Source organism: Enterobacter sp. Lyrl_3 (genome assembly GCF_051948675.1).
Lineage (GTDB): Bacteria > Pseudomonadota > Gammaproteobacteria > Enterobacterales > Enterobacteriaceae > Enterobacter > Enterobacter cloacae.
Genome location: NZ_JAYJLI010000030.1, coordinates 1 through 17,768 on the forward strand (window position 1 = coordinate 1; position 17,768 = coordinate 17,768).

Here is a 17,768-nt window from a genome sequence, read left to right on the forward strand (position 1 = left end):
TGACTCCGTTTTCATTGCGTCCGCCCCCGAGACCACCCAGGCACTTTCCCAGTGGGTACTGCTGGCCTCACAGGCCGCACAGGCCACATCCGGTAACGTCACTTCCTGCGACACAAATGCCTGCTGATTACTCACGGGCGTCTCCGGGGCCAGGGAGCGCACACCAAACACCACCGCCACCGGCGGGGTCTTCTGTGCTGTCAGGGTATCTTCCGCAGCCTGGCTGTATACAGGGCTTATCCCTGCCAGCAGCCCGCCGGCCAGCCAGAGGCGCATTACAACGCCCGCCGTGCTCTTGCGTTTCTTCACCGTTCTCTCCTCAGCGACAGGTCGCCGTCACCTGACTCAGACGCTTCTCATCCGTCCCCTGCGGCAGACTGTAATCCGCCGTACAGCGACCATCACTTCCGTCCGCCCAGGTCACCAGAAGCTTCCCTTTGTCCGGCAGACCGGACATATAGGCCTGACCGCTGTCACCGACAATGCCGGTGTGTTCCGGGGCCTGCTTATCCTGCTTCTTCAGTGACACCACCGCACCAAACGGAATGTCACCCCCTGCCGCTCGCGCCAGGGTAAAGAGCACCCTGTACCCCTGGGAGCCCGTGAAGCGCACCCTGACCACCGAACCGCGGGTGGGCACCGTCGCCTTACTGCTGCTGTCCACCTCAACGTTCCCCGGCAGGTTGGTCATATTCACACTAAGCTTATTCAGATCGTACGGTGTCAGCCCCGACACCACGGCATAGCCCCGCCAGTCCGTTTCCACACCTGCAATGCGTACACCACCCACACCCGGTAACTCAATCAGGGCATTCGCCCCGTCCAGCGAGAGCGATTTGGCCAGCGTTATCCCCTGCGGATGCACCAGCACCGCGCCACTCATGCCGTAACTCCAGCCATGATTATCACTGCCCGACATGTTGTATCCGGCGCTCATGGCGGCATATTTCCCGCTGTAGCCCACACTGGTACTGCTACTGTCAGAATCACCCCAGCCCGTGGACGCACTGTAGTTAACCTTGCTGTCCAGCGCCGACCCGCTCACGCCGGCCTGCTGATTCGCCCGACCGTTATACCGGGAGTACATGTAGTTGCCGGACATCGTACTGCTGCCACCCAACCATTTCGCGAGTGGCAGGGAAATGTTCAGCGTCATGCTGCGGTCGTTTCGTGGCCCCTGACTGAAGCCCCCCTGCCCGCTCCCGGACGTCCCCGCCGTGGTATTCAGCCCGGCAGCCAGAGAAATACCGACATCCTTCACCGTGGTGCTGTAGCTGACGGTGTACCCTCTCTGGGTGGCTTCGCCTCCCCAGTACTGCGTCTGATTCCCGGTCAGCGTCAGACTGCCGAACACGCCCAGCGAGCGGGACAGCGACACCTGATAACTGGCCTTCTGTCCGTTCCCGCTCCTCAGCGTATCCGGGGTCATCCCCAGGGCATCGCTGTAGGTGTGAAAATTCTTTGACCCGTAGCGGGTGGCAGCCATACCTACCGTGGCTCCACCAATGTTCCGCGACCAGGTGAACTGTGAGGACACCCCGGTCAGTTGCCCGTGCTCGCCCGGAAACGACGAAAGCCGCATGGCAGACAGTGAGGAAGTCAGCGAGAAAGCACCCAGCAGTCCCGAGTACCACCCGCCGCCTGCCGATATCTGCTGATAGTCCTGCGACAACAGCATCCCCGCCAGCAGACTGGTATTTCCGCCCGTTCCGTATGACAGGTTCCCCTGTGCAAACGATGTGGAGAGACGGCTGTTACCACCACCCGTATTTTGAGCCTGCCCCGCCGACATGCTGTAACCCATCTCGCCGGCATTCATCAGTGTGGGTGCCACCGCCGAGGACATCGTGAAACGCCGCACGCTGCCGTCCGCCTCACGAATTTCAACCTCAACATCACCGTTACCGCTGCGGTTAAAGTCCGTCAGGGCAAACGGCCCCTGGGGCACGTTTTGCTGGTAGATAACCTTCCCGAACTGTCGTACCGTTACGGTCGCAGGCGAATTCGCAATCCCGGTGATGGCGGGCTTATATCCTGTTGCCGAGGGATTCAGCATCCCCGTATCCGACGCCATCGTGACGCCGGTGAAGGGGACCGAGTCCACCACACTGCCATCTGACGTCAGACGACCGACCGAAAACTGTCCGCCGCGCATAAAACTGTAATCGTGCTGGGCATACACATCCTGCGTATTCCAGTCGCTGCCGCCCCTGTCTGAACGGTGCCAGGCTAATCCACTGCGCACCCGCCAGCCCAGAACATTCAACTGTCCGTTAAGACTGAGAAAATCGCTGCCATTACGCTCACCCTGATTACTCTGCTGACTGCCGCTGTAGTTGTAATTCATCAGCAGAGCGGGAATACCCTCATCCCATCGTGACGGAGGGGTGCGCATCTCGGACGCGGCCCCCAGCGACGCCTGAGGAACCGTAATCGCCAGTAATTTTTTGTTGTAATCAAACTTCTCTGATGACCAGGGGACCATCGACACCACCCCCCCGACCGGACAGTCAGCACTCCCTGCCGCTCCCTTTGCCGCAGGTGTTGCCACCGCAGAGGCGTCAGTCGCCGACGGTGTTTTTCCCGGGGCGACCGCCTTTGGCTCCTCAGACTTCACCCCCCACTCCGTCAGCATGTCTCGCGTCACACAGGCATAGAGCTTTCCGGGCTGGTCAGGCCAGGATCGAAACGTCAGCATCCGGCCATCATCGACCATTTTATCGTTCACCTTGACCTGCACCGGGTAATCACCCGGCATCATTCCGCCACGGTGGGCGAAGTAGCTCAGGTCAACGTGATCCTTTCCTTTCCCCTTTCCGCCATCGACCATGGACATAAAGTCATCGTCAAAGGTGAGAGCCTGGTCCCCTCCTCCACCTGACGCGGACGGCGCTGCGGCAGGAACAGCATCAGCCGCCGCTCCCTGCGCACTGGCAACTGACATCATCACCGCCAGGGCACACAGAGAAAGCCTCCCGCCCGCAGGGTGCAACACCGCCGTACCTCTCCTCGCGGAGACTTCAGACCATTGCTTTCTCATAACGTGTTTCGCTCAGCAATGCCTTTCTCGGGCAGGTGTATCAGAAGGTTTTTTCCGTCACGGGTGTGCGCGCACCACGGTCATCCACGGTGGAATACGTCAGCCTGCCGTGTGCGACCGAAGACGGTACCGACAGGGTGCCGAACGGCGCCACCATGGTGTCCATGTCTGTTGCAACAGCCTTACCATTGACCGCCAGTGACACCATCGTGATGTAGTATGGCGTCGGGTTTTTAACCGTCAGGGTTTTACCATCAGCACTGGCTGTCAGTTTACCGGGCAGGGCCTTCACCACGGCCGCATCCTTCAGCGCCGCCGGGCGATAAATCAGCTTGATACGGGTGTTGACGGCAAACTGCAGGCCGCTGGTCACCGCCTTCGAGTACCCCTTATCACCTTTCTTCGGAGGAATGGCCAGAGAGTTCAGGTAGTACACAGACTCCCTGTCTGCCGGCAGGGTGTCGCTGACGCGGTTCACACGCAATTCCACAGCGCCCTGCGGATCGAGGCGATACAGTGGCGGCGTGACCACAAAAGGCAGACTGGCAGCCGCCCCGCCTTTCCCGTCAGCCCCCGTATCATTTCCCTTATCGCCATAAGGTGACACCCAGAAACGCATCAGCCAGGTTCCCGTGGAGCCATTGTTCACCGACAGGGTGGCGGCATCATTGGAACCATCAAAAATCAGACGGGTTCCCCCTAACGAAATCCCGCCAGCCTGGACGGCACCACTCAGGCACAGGCCACTTAAGAACAGGGATGCAGAAAACATCAACTGACGCGTATTAATCACTCAGGACTCCTCGGGTTCGCCGGTATAAAAATGGCTAAAAGGTTTACATTTAGGACCATTTTGACAACCATTTTTCGCAGGCGGAGTTTTAAGCCTTAAAAGGAGAAAGGGCCGGATGGTTTAACCAACATTCAGGAGCAAAACAGGAAAATGGACTTTCCTTTTCGAAAGAAGAGATAAATGTGAGAGGGGCTGGAGAGAAAAAAGAAAATTTCGAAGAGGGTGAAACAGGGATAACCTTATTAAATACAGGTAATTACACCTGACAGTGCATCGAGCCTTTTCTCCTATTTACAATCACTTACAAATAGCATCAAACTTTATCATCTTTTCGTTATGGAAAAATAACGGCACTGAACTAAGATAGTTAACAGTTTGGTCCTAAATGAACCCTTTTTCGCTTGTTTTTCAACCGCCACACCCCCTCAAATCTTTCCGCATTACTGGCCGTATAACGTACGGTGTGCCTGATATTGCGGTGCCCCAGGTAGTCCTGAATCAGCCGCGTGTCCACGCCACGGTCCGCCAGCGCAAATCCACAGGCGTGTCTCAGCATGTGCGGATGCGAACATAACGAAAGCCCCGCCTTTTCTCCGAGCTGCTGCAGCAGGTTATAGATGCGCTGCCGGCTCAGCGCTCCGCCGTGACGGGCCATGAATAGCCAGTCACTTTCCGCTCCGTCCATTTTGTTTCTCACCTTCAGCCAGGCACGGATAACGCGAATTTCCTCCCTCAGCAACGGGTGGCTGGTACTGAACCCCTGCTTCAGACGGTGGATGTACAGGCTCCCCTGCTTTAAATCGATATCTGACAGTCTCAGGTAGCGGGCCTCACTCACCCTGAAACCATGGATAAAACTCATGTATATCAGACAGTAGTCCCGCTCCGGATTCCGCGACTGCTTCGCGGCCTCCAGCAGGCTTTGCACTTCGTTTTGTGTCAGATATTTACGTCTCGCCATTGCGGCATGTCTCCCGGAGCTATTGATTCATTATTTTACCCCCCACCTGCAGATACAGGAGTGGGGTGCAAAATAATACCACAGGAGTTATCTCATCGGACCAGGCTTTATCTGAGATGTTCTGACGGATACAACACAACTGACGCACCCTGGTGGGTCGGTTTATATTCTCTCAGACATACCCTGAACGTAAGCGTCCCGCCATCGACGTCCCTGCTCTGCGTCGATGATGGACACTGTTTTTTTATTTGATGGACACTATTTTGCCTGAGAGGCGGGGGACGACTGAGCCGTGCCAGCAGGTAGACTGATATTCCAGGGCTGGAGTTCTTTCAGGCGTTTTGACGGCCAGTCGCTGATCTCATCGATGACGTACCGCAGATAAGCCTCTGGATCTATCCCGTTAAGTTTACACGTCACCATCAGCGTATACATGATCGCCGCGTTTTCTCCCCCGCTCTCTGAGCCCACGAAGAGCCAGTTACGGCGGCCAAGTGCCACCAGGCGAAGCGCGTTCTCTGCGATATTATTGTCTATTTCAACCCAGCCGTTTTGGCAGAACTCGTTCAGCGCATCCCAGTTATTTTCCAGGTATGTGAACGCTTTTTTTAACCCTGAGATTGACGACGTTTGGACTGCCTGTTCCTGACGCCAGGTATTCAGCGACGCCATCAGTGGCAGGCTTTTTTCCCGGCGCACGGCCAGTCGATGCTCCGCCGGGCTGCCGCGGATCTCCGCCTCTACAGCATACAGCTCACCGAACCGCTTCAGCGCTTCTGTTGTAACCCCGGTGGGGGTTCTGACATGAACATCATAGAACTTACGTCGCGCATGAGCCATACAGCCTGCTTCTGCTATCCGGCCGCTGTTGTACAGGGCCTGGTAACCCGAGTAAGCATCTGCCTGCAGCGTACCGCTGTACTCTGCAAGGTGCTCCTGAGGATGTATGCCTTTTCTGTCTGCTGACCAGGCGAACCATGCAGCCGGAGGCATTTCAGAACCTGCGCGGCGATCGTCGCGAACATACACCCACAGACGGCTGGTGTTGCATTTGCCCTGGCCCGGCGCCAGCAGATTCACCGGCGTATCGTCCGTGCTGATCTTTCCGGGCTGGAGGACATAACCGTTCAGCTCGTCATACAGCGGGCGCAGTTTGTCCGCCATCGCATCCACCCAGCGCTCCAGCGTACTCCGGCTCAGCTCCACACCCTGTCGCCCATAGATGACTGACTGCCGGTGCAGCGGGACATGATCGCAGTATTTCGCCACCAGGATGTGCGACAGCAACCCCGATGCAGCATAACTGCGATCCATTGGCTTTGAGGGCATTGGAGCCTGAACGATGCGATCGCATTTACCGCAGGCCAGCTTTGTCCGCCGGGTTTCGATAACTTTGAAGGCGTTACTGATGAGTTCCAGTTGTTCGGAGAGGTTTTCTCCCAGTGGTTTCAGGACACCACCACAGTCCGGGCAACAGGTTTCCACGGGCTCCAGAGAGCGTGTTTCCCGCGGAAGATGAGAAGGTAATGGTTTACGACGGGAAGACTGTTGTAGCACCCGCGGGACTGCCGGATCGGGATCTGGCCCCAGCACGGTCTCTGTTTCCGCCTGCAGGTCCTCCAGACGCTTTTTCGCTTTGTTGAGCAGTCTGACCGCTTTGTCGCGGCTTTTTTCGCTCCGGCTGCCGAACACCATTCGCTGCAGCCTGGCGATGTGTGCTTTCAGCTTGTCGATTTCGTGACGATAGCTGGTGACCAGACCTGACAGGCGCTGGTTCTGCGCCCGCTGCTCACGCAGCAGGGCTTTAAGCTGTTCGATATCGTCGGGAAGCAGGTTATCCATTTCCCAACGTTATGAACGGGTTATATCCGAAGTCCAGGACGTTCTGTGCGCTTCGGGTGCCTCCACTCCATCCCCTCAAGAAGCATGGATAACTGTGCCGGCGTCATGTACATCCGGCCATCACGGTGCTGTGGCCAGATGAACCGCCCGGTTTCGAGCCGTTTGGTCAGCATGCACAGGCCATCCCTGTCGGCCCAGAGGACCTTCAGCATGACGCCGCTTCGCCCCCGGAACACGAAGATATGTCCGCTGAACGGGTCGGCTTTGAGGGTATTCTGTACCTTTGACGCCAGACCGTGGAAGCCGCAACGCATATCCGTGACACCGGCAACCAGCCAGATTTTTGTACCCGCAGGAAGGGAGATCATCGCGGCTCCCTTTTCAGTTCACCGATCAGCGCCTGCAGAAGGGCTGGCGTCACTGCACCACTGAGTTTTAAAGAGCCCCCCGGCAGATGCACTTCACAGCACAGTTCTGCGTTGTCGTCATTTTTCGGCACATTCAGAAGTGCGCCATCAATAACGGCTGGCTGCCGCTCCGCTATTTCTACGGGGAGCAGGGTTACGGGAGTGACAGTGGAACTTATATTTTGCTTCTGCAGGTAACGGCGACGCCAGTTAAACAGCAGGTTATCATTGATATTATTATCGCGGGCAAGCTGCGCGATGTTAATGCCTGGCTGGAGGGACTGCTCAACCAGGCGACGTTTAAATGCCTCCGGAAAGTTGGGGCGTCGCTGCTTTTTGTTAAAAAGCGCGGGAGTTGAAGACAGGGTCTTACGCCGTTTTTTGACGGATTTCCCGGGATAAAGTTGTTTCTCCAGCCGGGACATCGTCATGCCATCCGGAAGCGGCCAGGTCAGATTACATCGGGTGAAGCGGTTAAAAAATTCATAAAGGGTTGAGTCAGCAATATTAAGCTGTCTGGCGGCCTTCATGCGGCTCAGTTTCCCGTCAAAGGTAAGCGCCCCGTGAGGGACGTCTTGAGAAGATTGTCCTGTCTGGTAACAATCGCGTCCATCTGAATATTGATGGACGCGAACGATGAATTCTGGGACAAACGATGTGACTTGCTATCGGGCTTATTTACCTGATGCGCTTCGACTCCGGTTTGAAGATAACCTTTCTATCCGGGCAATAGCTCAGCACCTTAATCTCAGCCATTCCACGGTGCATGTGCTTTTCCAGCGATTTATTGCATCCGGCATTAAGTGGCCATTACCAGAAACGCTCTCTTTTACCCAGCTCGACCAGATGCTGTTTACTAACAGAAAAAAGGGTAATCGTCCTGATACTGTTCCTGTTGATACTGGTGATGCCCAATGGCGTAAGAAACGTCGGACCAGCTACAGCCGTGAATTTAAAATCAACCTGGTTAAGCAGGCATTACAGCCGGGTGCTGTTGTTGCTCGCATTGCCAGAGAACACGGCATCAATGATAACATGCTGTTTAACTGGAAAAACCTGTACGAAAATGGCTTGTTAAACGACGATAATATGCAGGAAGGACTGCCCGTTCCGCTTGCACTGACTGATACTCCAGAACCTGCAGCTCCTGTAACTAATCCCTTCTGGCAAAACAAAAACAACGAATCTCCCGTTGTTGAGAATAATAACTCTCCCCGATGTGAACTGCACCTGGCATCAGGAGTGGTAAAACTCTTTGACCCGCTGACACCTGAAATACTGCGAGTTCTCATCCATGAGATGAAAGGCGGTTCCCGATGATAACGCTGCCGACCGGTACCAGAATCTGGATCATCGCTGGCGTCACCGATATGCGTTGTGGCTTCAACGGTCTGGCCTCGAAGGTGCAAAACACGCTGAAGGATGACCCGTTCTCCGGGCATATCTTCGTCTTCCGGGGCCGCAGTGGCAAAATGGTGAAAATACTGTGGGCCGATCGTGACGGGTTGTGCCTGTTCGCCAAACGCCTCGAGCAGGGCCGCTTCGTGTGGCCGGTGAGCCGTGAAGGGAAAGTGCATCTGACACCTGCCCAGTTGTCCATGCTACTGGAGGGGATCGCCTGGCAGCATCCAAAACGGACGGAACGGCCTGGTATACGAATATAACCCGTGATAAAACAGGGGAATGAACAGTGCACTTCCCGATGACATCGAGCAACTGAAGGCCCTGCTGGTCGCCCAGCAGGCGATTATCGTTCGTCTGTCCGGTGAAATAACCGGCTATGCCCGCGAGATCGGCTCACTCAGGGCGCTGGTCGCTAAACTACAGAGAATGCTGTTTGGCCGCAGCAGCGAGAAAAATCGCGAGAAGATAGAAAAGAAGATCGCTCAGGCTGAAAAGCGTATAACCGACCTCCAGAACAGGCTTGGCGAAGCGCACTCGCAACTTACCTCAATGGCCGGAGATGCAGTACCAAAAACATCAGACTCTCCCACCCGCAAAGCGCTTCCGGCCACACTCCCCCGTGACAGACAGGTTATCTCCCCGGCAGAAACCGAATGCCCTGTCTGCAGTGGCAAACTGAAACCGCTGGGGGAAAGCATCTCTGAACAACTGGATATTATCAACACCGCGTTCAGGGTAATCGAAACGGTCCGTCCAAAACTGGCCTGCAGTCGGTGCGACTGTATCGTGCAGGCAGCGCTGCCGCCAAAACCCATCGAGCGCAGTTATGCCAGCCCGGGTCTGTTGGCGCGAATTATCATGGCGAAGTTCGCTGAGCACCTGCCGCTGTATCGTCAGTCGGAAATCTACGCCCGGCAGGGCGTGGAGCTGAGCCGTAATACGATGGGGCGCTGGGTTGATATTATGGGAGAGCAACTCCGTCCGCTGTATGATGAACTGAACCACTATGTGCTGATGCCGGGTAAAGTGCATGCAGACGACACGCCGGTGAATGTACTGGAACCCGGTCAGGGTAAAACCCGTACCGGGCGGCTGTGGGTCTATGTTCGTGACGATCGCAACGCCGGCTCAACCATGCCGGCCGCAGTGTGGTTCTCCTACTCTCCCGACCGCAAAGGTATCCATCCACAGCAACATTTGGCGGACTACAGCGCTCTTTACGAAAGTGGGCGGGTAACCGAAGCGGCTTGCATGGCGCATGCCCGACGCAAGATCCATGATGTACATGTTCGCCATCCAACGACAGCAACAACAGAAGCGCTCAGTCGTATCGGGGCGCTGTATGCTATCGAGTCAGAGATCCGCGGCAGTCCGGCAGAAGAGCGACTGGCGGTCAGAAAATCCAGATCGGTACCGCTGATGCAGTCGTTGTATGACTGGCTCCAGGGGCAGATGAACATGCTGTCGCGCCACTCGGACACAGCGAAGGCGTTCACCTATCTGCTGAAGCAATGGGATGCACTGAACGAATACTGCCGCAATGGCTGGGTTGAGATCGACAATAATCTGTGCGAAAACGCACTTCGTGTGGTTGCGCTGGGGCGGCGTAACTACATGTTCTTCGGCTCTGATGGTGGTGGTGACAGTGCGGCAGTGATGTACAGCCTGATCGGAAGCTGCAAACTCAACGGCATTGAGCCGGAAGCCTGGATGCGCCACGTGATCAGTGTCATCAATACCTGGCCTGCCAACCGCGTGAAAGAGCTGTTGCCCTGGAACGTAACCCTCTCTGTAAACTAATTTTTACCCCACGTCCTTCACGGGGCGCTTACCGTCAAAGTGAAGGCGAAGCGCCTCCTCCATCCACTGCCATTTATTCATACGATGATGTCCATTATTTGAAAATGATGGACGCCAATTTTCAACAGGCGGGAAGATTTTCACCAGACGTCGGTGGCGGGACGCTTACATACCATCTCCTGCAGCGTTGACACACTGAATCGCTGAGAAATAATCCCCCCTGACGCATAATGTTGGCAGCCCCGGGAATGTTCAGGAACGCCAGCAACTGCCATGCGGGTTTTGTATCCGGCATCGCACTGATCTGTGTAAGTTCACAGAGATATTGCAATTACCTCCCGTTTCTGTCCTGAAAATGTGAATAAACTGTGACGAACCGAAATACGGAGAGAATAATGAAAAAACTGATCCTGACACTGCCACTACTGGCATCTTTTATGAGCATTCACACGGCGCTTGCCAACACGGGGGCCAGTGACGTTGTATCACTGGGGTACGCTCAGCAACACAGCGATCGTGCTGGTACCCTGCACGGTTTTCGCCTTGGCGATAACCATGCATTCGTGGACAGCTGGGGTCTGAACACCTCTGTCACCTGGACGATGGGCAGCGGCGGGCGTCATGGTAATGCGGATCACCTATCCCTGCTGACTGGCCCCTCTTACCAGTTGAACAATATGCTGGGTCTCTACGCGCAGGTGGGACCGGCGTTCTTCCATCAGGATGTGCCGGGGACCAAATGGGGTTACGGCTATGGCGCCGGGTTCCAGATAACACCGCGCGAGGATATCAATATCACCGTGGGTTACGAAGGTACAGACTTCAGCAGTGACCATACCAGCGGTAGCCTTGACACCAACGGCTGGAACCTCGGGGTGGGTTACCGTTTCTGACGTCGGTATAACATTTCATACCCGAAGCTGGTTGACCAGACAGAGACTGGCTTCTGATAAATAATATCACGGGATTAACAGTGCATCTGAAATATCAAAACAACACTCTAACTGTTAATTATCAATACAGAACTGGACAGTGACCATGTTACATGACCTTTTTATTGCCGGTGTTGTTGGTTTATTTATTTTACTGATGGTGCTTTTTGTTTTCTTTTTACTCATGAGCTTGGGTGAATAACAACATTTATCCAAATGTTACCCGGATGATGCGTATTCTGGTGAAGATGAACGGTTATTCCGGGGGAACGTGAACGCGTTATTTCCTAACGCGCCCTAACATCCTCTTATTACACCGACCGTTCACTTTCAGTCAACCTGTGCCAGTCTTTTTCTCATCGACTCACCTTTCATTTCCAGCCGGTGGGAGTTATGCATCAGACGATCAAGGATCGCGTCTGCCAGTGTGTTATCGCCAACGCAACCGTACCACTCATCCGTCGGCAGCTGGCTTATCATCACCGTGGCGTTCTTACCGTACCTGTCGTCCATCAGTTCCAGCAGATCGTTACGCTGCGCTGGCAGTAACGGCTCGAGACCCCAGTCATCCAGGATAAGCAGCTGCGTTTTTGACAGCCGGGCAAGCTGTTTCCGGTAACTACCATCAGCACGGCGGTGCGTCAGTTCAACCAGCAACCGGCTCAGTCGCCAGTACTGTACGCTGTAGCCCTGCTGGCAGGCATTGTTGCCCAGAGCACAGCCCACATAGGTCTTGCCACAGCCGCAGGGACCGGTTATCAGCAGGTACAGTCCCCTGACCACCCACTCATTCTGGCTCAGCTGACCGATCCGCGAACGCTCGAGGTTTCTCTCTGGCTGGTAGTCGATGTCGTGGACTGAGGCTTCAAGCCTCAACCGTGCCTTTTGTAGCAGACGCTTCTGTTTGCGCTGATCTCTTTCGAGAGATTCACGCGTGACCAGCAGCGCCAGTCTTTCCCTGAAGGAGAGTTCTTCGTATGTACCGGGTTGCTCCATCTGTGAGGACAGCGCGGTCGCCATCCCCGTCAGTTTCATTTTTGTCAGTTTTTTCATCAGCGTGTGTGGCATTATCGGGTTCCCTGTTTCATTGGAAGTGGCGCGGGCCACGGATGTTTTCATGTTCCTGAGGTAGCTCCTGGGACGGATGCAGATCTCTGTCCGCCGGAACAAGGTCGCGGTTATTTTTCAGGATCGACTTTATATGCTTCAGCCGGGTCAGCCCCTCAGCGTTAGCCAGCCGGCAGCTGTTGTTGACGCGCTCTGAAGGATACTCGCGCGTCAGACTCAGCAGCCCCAGCCACAGGCGATAGGCCTGTTCAGGATGCGCTTTTTCTGCCAGACGTCCGCTGACCCACGCGAGGGTGTCGGAGCCCACACCGGCCGCCCAGCTTTTCAGCCGCTCTGGCGTCCACTGCTGATGGTGGCGATGGCGTTCTGGCATGTGCTCTGCGGCGGTACTGTTACCCGGATGAAGACGCCGTGGGTGACTGGCGATCATCTGCCCGTCAGCCCAGACTTCAAGCAGGTTGTCGAAGGCATGAAGCTCCACCGTTTTACCGACGTACTGATGGGGTACCGAGTAATGGTGCTGTTCATATTCAACGTGATAATTGATATTCACTTTCGCTTTTTTGATGTGCCGGTAGCGCCACGGTTGTACCGGTAACGGTCTGAGCACGGGTCTGTCCAGCCTTTCGAAGGCTTCCTGGCGGTTGCCCGGCAGTTTTTTGAAGGGCCGTTCGTTTAGCTCTGTAACCAGCGTACGGATACAGTGGTTCAGTTCTGCGAGCGAGAAGAAGACCTGGTGTCGTAGTCGGGCCAGGATCCAGCGCTCGACATTCTGAACGCCAACTTCCACCTTTGGCTTGTCTCTGGGTTTTCTGGGACAGGCAGGTATCACTGCAACCTGATAATGCTCAGCCAGTTGCTGGTAAGAGGGATTCAGTTCGGGATCGTAGCGACAGGCTTTGTTAACCCCGCTTTTCAGGTTATCCGGGACCAGGATTTCTGGGACACCACCGAAGAACTCCAGCATCCTGACGTGACTGAGAAGCCAGTCCGGCAGCGACTACGTATAGGTGGCCTCCGCGAAGGTGTAGTTTGATGCGCCCAGCACCGCTACGAAGATCTGGGCCTGCCGGCATTCACCGGTCTCCGGTGAGATAACCATCGGATTGCACCTGAGTTAAGAGTGCACGCTATTATGCACCTGATGCCACCAATAACTGGCCTCTCAGGCAGGTTAGTTGGACTGACCCCACGCCCCGTTCAGGCATTCACCGCCCCCATAAATGGATTTAATTATGAAAAACGAAATCTTAAGCAGTGCGTTAGACTTAATAAATGCCATGCACAATATATTCCAGCGACCGAAGAGCCGGGAAGGAAATTCTTCATCTGGTTAATGCTGTTCAGTTAAGAGTAAGAATTTTTTCGCGCTGAGCATTTCGGCAATAAATCTGGCCACTCACACGAGTGAACCAAGAAATCACCAATTGTGTCATTGCTGATCAGCGTTGACTTTCGACACTCCCGTTTCGAGTATCAAAGATGCTTGTTTCGACATAAGCTAAAGCACAGCTCGTAGGATTCCGCATGGATGCGGTGCTGTGCGATTCACAATCAATGGCTGCGCTTTCCCGATCCCTGTTTCTGCATCGTTATCGTCTCTCAGGTTAGCGCAGCCACCATCTGTTGACTTCACGTGCTCCCGTTATGAATATCTCCACTGTCTGGGTTTCCATGCCGGTTTCCCGGACACGGCGCAGCGCTCGCGGACACTGAGCGTTGCGCCACATCCCTAACGATAGTTTTGTTTCACTTGCGGCGCACCTGGACATCCCCGTGCAAATGCGCCGTTTTTTTATTCCTGCGTAATCCGATGATTCCGGTCACAGGGGGTTCCTGTGATTTCGAACGCACTTCTTGCGCTGTGTATTTCTTACTTTAGTTTTTAACTCGTCTGTTCGGTTTACGTGTTGAACCGTAACGCGTTTTCGGGGGACTACCGTTGTCAGTGCTTCATCACCAGCCTCAAACACCCGTGTTAGTACAGCACGCTCTGACGCGATCATCCGACTCAGTGCTTCAGCGCCTGACCTCAGTACCTGTCATCCTGGCGATCGCCTCAGCTCAATGTAATGGAACAAAACCCTACCTCCTGACTGTGCGCTCATTCGCGCTGACGCACACTAAAATAACGCGTCATAATAAGTTCGCAGGGACCTTACGTGCAAAATATTGACACCTGCTGTCTACCGGTCTCATGTTTACACAGCACCATGCCCTCATGAGTACGCGCATCGTGCTCAGGATAAAAAATACAATGACGTTGTAGTAACCGCATTTCCGGGCCTTGTTACCGCCTCATCACCTGTATGTGCAGTTGGTTTTGATTGCAGTAAGGTGCCACGTGCGGACGAGAAGACTATTTATGTAAAGATGAGTCTCAGTGAAAAAGATATTCAGATGACCACAACCTACAACTTACTTCGTGAGTTGTTATTAATGGGTACCCGGGGGCATTACAGGATGAACAAGCGCAGTGACTGGTAAAAGGAGACAATACAGTGAAAACATTACCTGTCTGTCACATGCCTGTGACTAACGAAAGCGGGTGTTAACGCAGGGATACAACAAAACAGCTTGCTTAGTGAATGTAAACAACACCATGAAATATGACGCGAACAGCTCAATATCTCATGACCGACTCCCCAACATTAATAAAACAGAGGAAACAATATGCATCAGTCAATTATTTGTGCTTTCGTGGGTGCTCTTCTCATAAATATCGTCAACGTGGCTCAGGCTGCACCAACAACCCGCCTTCCCCCCGCTCCATCGCCGTCTGAGTTTACTCACAGCGCTAAAGTTGAGACACACGCAGTGCCTCCGGATAAAAAAACACTAAAACAAAAAGCCGGGCTAACTGTAAAAAAAAAGAGCAAAAAAGAAAACCATTCGAAATGTAGAAAGGAAAGCATCAGGTGCTTTTAAAAAGTAAAATTCCTGACCATTACATTAACACTACCATAAATCGCTCTCTGATATTTCAGCAACGAGACCACACATGAATAAATACACCGCTTTTACGCTGCTTATTTTTCTGAACGGATTAAGTACAATCGCAGCAAATGCCAGCGATGACACATCCTCCGCAATTAGCGCTGTAGCGGCAAGAGGGCCAGGTCCGGTAATCAACCCGTAAAACTCGCAGTATATGGAGGATAAGAACGCGGCAGAAAAAAAACGTATCGAGAGCAAAGCGCATAATAAAAAGCAGCACGCTAAAAAAACCACCGTCACGAGAAGAAAAACTGACCTTAAAGGCCGCAAAGCTGGATACGTTATTGTCACTTTGCGTCCTTTTTTTTCAGTCTGTACCTGAGATGAAACAGGCAGCACGTCATTTTCTCCATAGAGCAAATCGTTCAGCATTTGAAGCTATGAGAAAATATTGCATTCGCAGGCTGAGTCCTATTCCCCGGACCATCGGGGTGGCGTTATAGCTGGCAAAAAATACCAATGCCCTGTCTCGCAGAGACTTCTGTACATTCTGCCTGGCGTAAGAAAAGAAATCGCGTCCGTTCTTCATATCCCGGAACCAGTGGTCGCCATTGCGGAAACGGTAAAGTCGCACAAAATCACTGTCAGGCAAAGGCGTACTTTCATACCCTGTGCCACCCGGAATTGCTTGGTCCACTGTTCGATTATTAGCCAATAATCTGTTTGCGAAAGGGTCATCGACAGGTGACCTCGACATCGCATGACCATAGTTGACGTACAAAGTATGCCAGAGGCAACCACAGGCCAGAAATGTATAAAAGAATGTCGGTATCCAGTATCGCTTCATCATGAAACCACGTCGTTAATTAAAATAAATCATGTTTTAGACGCCGGTCGAAACCTTTCGGTGCAATATTGACATCCCGGCACGGCAGATAAACCTTAGTACGGGTAAATGCCAGTTGAATTCTGCCGCTGGCGCTGCAACCCTTTCTTTTCTCCTCGCCCCATCTGATGCGCCATATGTATTAGCGCATGCGCTGTCACAAAAGGGATTTGTTTTCTTATGCCACCAGTGGTACTTCGCCAGTCCAGAAAATTAGTCATGTTCCACCAGCCCAGGAAATTACTTTATGTGATTTCTCTCGCAATTTTCATGTAATACACTTTCAATCAATACATTCCGTTCCGACTTTTATCACGCCCTATATAACAAGCAAATCAATATGATGCTTTATGACCATTTGCCCGCCCGTGCGGGCTTTTTTTGTCTGTATTTGACATATTCCTCCCCCGTGCTGACAGTGAAGTTGCAGTACAGATAAACTCCTTTTAATCAGATTTTTCTGTTACCCGCCGCACAGGCGGGTCTTTTTTATGGGCAACTCAAATGGTGAATTACCGTCTTATATCACTGGCGCTAACAGCGCTGATGGACCGGCTTGTGCACAACGGGCACCGCGTTGAGCTCAGAGGTGAATCAATGCATAAACTGGCGCAAACCGATCAGACGAGTTAAAAACTAAAGTAAGAAATAACCAGCGCGAGAAGCGCGATCGAAATTGCCGGAATCACTGACCGGAATCATCAGAATACGCACCAGAGTGAGGGTTGCGGTGTGGAGTGCCTCTCCATGAGCCTTTGGTCAGCTACCATGGCTCGCATATCAACCATCATAAATGCCATATACTGTTTATGCCCCTACGCATAGTGGGATTCACCGCAACAGTAAAGCACACTGACCGCACACCGCCTGTACTGGAGAACCTGAGGGTACGAACTATCGCCAGTGTGCTTTACTGTTCGCCCTCCGGTCACTCCGGGCAACCTCTTCTTCTCAGACCGGAAGGCTTAATATGGAGCGGTCAGCGGTAATCGGACCCGCATCATCAGCCCGGAAGGCTGAGATAATAGCCATTATATAGTGACCGCAATAATGAGTGGTGCGGTGCCGGGTGCTTCCTGGTGGGCTATTCACCCGCGTTCGTCGGCTGATTAGGAACTCAGAACGCCCCTCCGCCAGGGGGATTCACCGCACATTGAAACTGGTGCGCTGTACTGGAGTCGAACCAGTGGCCTTTGCCTCCGGAGGGCAACGCTCTGTCCATCTGAGCTAACAGCGCTTTGGGCCGCCATCGAGGCCTCGAACCCCGTACCTGCATAATGCACGCTCTTCCTGTTGAGCTAATGGCGGTCTGATGGCCCCTGCTGGACTTGAACCAGCGACCTGGCGATTATGAGTCGCTCGCTCTGACCAACTGAGCTAAAGGGCCAAAAAATTGTTGTGATGCCGGGTGCCTCCCGGTGAGCCTTTGGTCAGCAGCCATGACTCACTAACGGATGTCCCAAACCAGACAGATAATGGTCTGTTTTCGCTGTTTACGCCCCTCCGCACAGGGGGATTCATCACAACAAGGAAGTGTACTGTCCCGACACGCCCAGTGAGCGGGATTCATCCATGCAGTACACTTGCTTCTTGTGTGAATAATGGTGCCGACTACCGAAATCGAACTGGTGACCGACTGATTACAAGTCAGTTGCTCTACCTACTGAGCTAAGTAGATAGATGAGATGTTGGAAACGG

General features: G+C 53.6%; 14 protein-coding genes, 2 tRNA genes and 1 pseudogene. 5 read left to right on the plus strand and 12 right to left on the minus strand.

The genetic code is table 11. The annotated features are described in order from the left end of the window. From VF709_RS23925 to tnpA (VF709_RS23955), 7 genes are all read right to left on the minus strand, one after another. A partial coding sequence (locus VF709_RS23925) for a hypothetical protein (RefSeq protein ID WP_440232385.1) occupies positions 1-309 on the minus strand: 309 nt, incomplete at its 3' end. Positions 310-319: 10 nt separating this feature from the next. Then, positions 320-3,040, minus strand: a complete 2,721-nt coding sequence (locus VF709_RS23930; protein WP_440232386.1) for a fimbria/pilus outer membrane usher protein — start codon at positions 3,038-3,040, stop codon at positions 320-322. Between the two features lie 40 nt (positions 3,041-3,080). Further along, positions 3,081-3,833 carry a fimbrial biogenesis chaperone gene (locus VF709_RS23935; protein ID WP_440232387.1) on the minus strand — a complete coding sequence of 251 codons (753 nt, stop codon included), beginning with the start codon at positions 3,831-3,833 and terminating at the stop codon, positions 3,081-3,083. Between the two features lie 367 nt (positions 3,834-4,200). Then, positions 4,201-4,794, minus strand: coding sequence for a tyrosine-type DNA invertase (locus tag VF709_RS23940; protein ID WP_336243367.1), 594 nt, complete (start codon positions 4,792-4,794; stop codon positions 4,201-4,203). Positions 4,795-5,052: 258 nt separating this feature from the next. Continuing rightward, entirely contained in the window at positions 5,053-6,636 is a 1,584-nt protein-coding gene (gene tnpC / locus VF709_RS23945) for an IS66 family transposase (RefSeq protein WP_440232388.1), read from the minus strand. A gap of 20 nt (positions 6,637-6,656) precedes the next feature. Further along, the gene (tnpB, locus tag VF709_RS23950; RefSeq protein ID WP_440232389.1) at positions 6,657-7,004 is read right to left on the minus strand and encodes an IS66 family insertion sequence element accessory protein TnpB; all 348 of its coding nucleotides are present in this window, start codon (positions 7,002-7,004) and stop codon (positions 6,657-6,659) included. Beyond that, positions 7,001-7,681, minus strand: coding sequence for an IS66-like element accessory protein TnpA (gene tnpA / locus VF709_RS23955; protein WP_440232394.1), 681 nt, complete (start codon positions 7,679-7,681; stop codon positions 7,001-7,003). Before tnpA (VF709_RS23955) ends, tnpB (VF709_RS23950) begins: the two co-directional genes overlap by 4 nt. On the opposite strand from tnpA (VF709_RS23955), the gene tnpA (VF709_RS23960) reads away from it, so the two are divergent. From tnpA (VF709_RS23960) to VF709_RS23975, 4 genes are all read left to right on the plus strand, one after another. Then, a complete protein-coding gene (gene tnpA / locus VF709_RS23960) occupies positions 7,680-8,363 on the plus strand; it encodes an IS66-like element accessory protein TnpA (protein ID WP_440232390.1) in 684 nt (227 codons plus the stop codon). The two genes, tnpA (VF709_RS23955) and tnpA (VF709_RS23960), sit on opposite strands and share 2 nt — an antisense overlap. After that, positions 8,360-8,707: an IS66 family insertion sequence element accessory protein TnpB gene (tnpB, locus tag VF709_RS23965; protein WP_001572386.1), complete on the plus strand. Its 348-nt coding sequence runs from the start codon at positions 8,360-8,362 to the stop codon at positions 8,705-8,707. Before tnpA (VF709_RS23960) ends, tnpB (VF709_RS23965) begins: the two co-directional genes overlap by 4 nt. A gap of 19 nt (positions 8,708-8,726) precedes the next feature. Then, positions 8,727-10,247, plus strand: coding sequence for an IS66 family transposase (gene tnpC / locus VF709_RS23970; RefSeq protein WP_440232391.1), 1,521 nt, complete (start codon positions 8,727-8,729; stop codon positions 10,245-10,247). Positions 10,248-10,642: 395 nt separating this feature from the next. Beyond that, the gene (locus VF709_RS23975) at positions 10,643-11,140 is read left to right on the plus strand and encodes an outer membrane beta-barrel protein (RefSeq protein ID WP_210488051.1); all 498 of its coding nucleotides are present in this window, start codon (positions 10,643-10,645) and stop codon (positions 11,138-11,140) included. A gap of 369 nt (positions 11,141-11,509) precedes the next feature. Here the strand turns inward: VF709_RS23975 and istB are convergent, their stop codons facing one another. Both istB and istA read right to left on the minus strand, forming a co-directional pair. Then, positions 11,510-12,250: an IS21-like element helper ATPase IstB gene (gene istB / locus VF709_RS23980; protein WP_440232395.1), complete on the minus strand. Its 741-nt coding sequence runs from the start codon at positions 12,248-12,250 to the stop codon at positions 11,510-11,512. A 13-nt stretch (positions 12,251-12,263) separates the two neighbouring features. Beyond that, positions 12,264-13,358: pseudogene (gene istA, locus VF709_RS23985) on the minus strand (IS21 family transposase); the annotation flags it as partial. A gap of 1,562 nt (positions 13,359-14,920) precedes the next feature. Here istA and VF709_RS23990 point away from each other — a divergent pair. Then, a complete protein-coding gene (locus VF709_RS23990; RefSeq protein WP_440232392.1) occupies positions 14,921-15,175 on the plus strand; it encodes a hypothetical protein in 255 nt (84 codons plus the stop codon). A 409-nt stretch (positions 15,176-15,584) separates the two neighbouring features. Here the strand turns inward: VF709_RS23990 and VF709_RS23995 are convergent, their stop codons facing one another. From VF709_RS23995 to VF709_RS24005, 3 genes are all read right to left on the minus strand, one after another. Beyond that, a complete protein-coding gene (locus VF709_RS23995) occupies positions 15,585-16,034 on the minus strand; it encodes a hypothetical protein (protein WP_440232393.1) in 450 nt (149 codons plus the stop codon). Between the two features lie 1,196 nt (positions 16,035-17,230). Beyond that, positions 17,231-17,307 (minus strand) — tRNA-Arg (locus VF709_RS24000). A gap of 76 nt (positions 17,308-17,383) precedes the next feature. Next, positions 17,384-17,457 (minus strand) — tRNA-Ile (locus VF709_RS24005). Positions 17,458-17,768 lie beyond the last annotated feature (311 nt).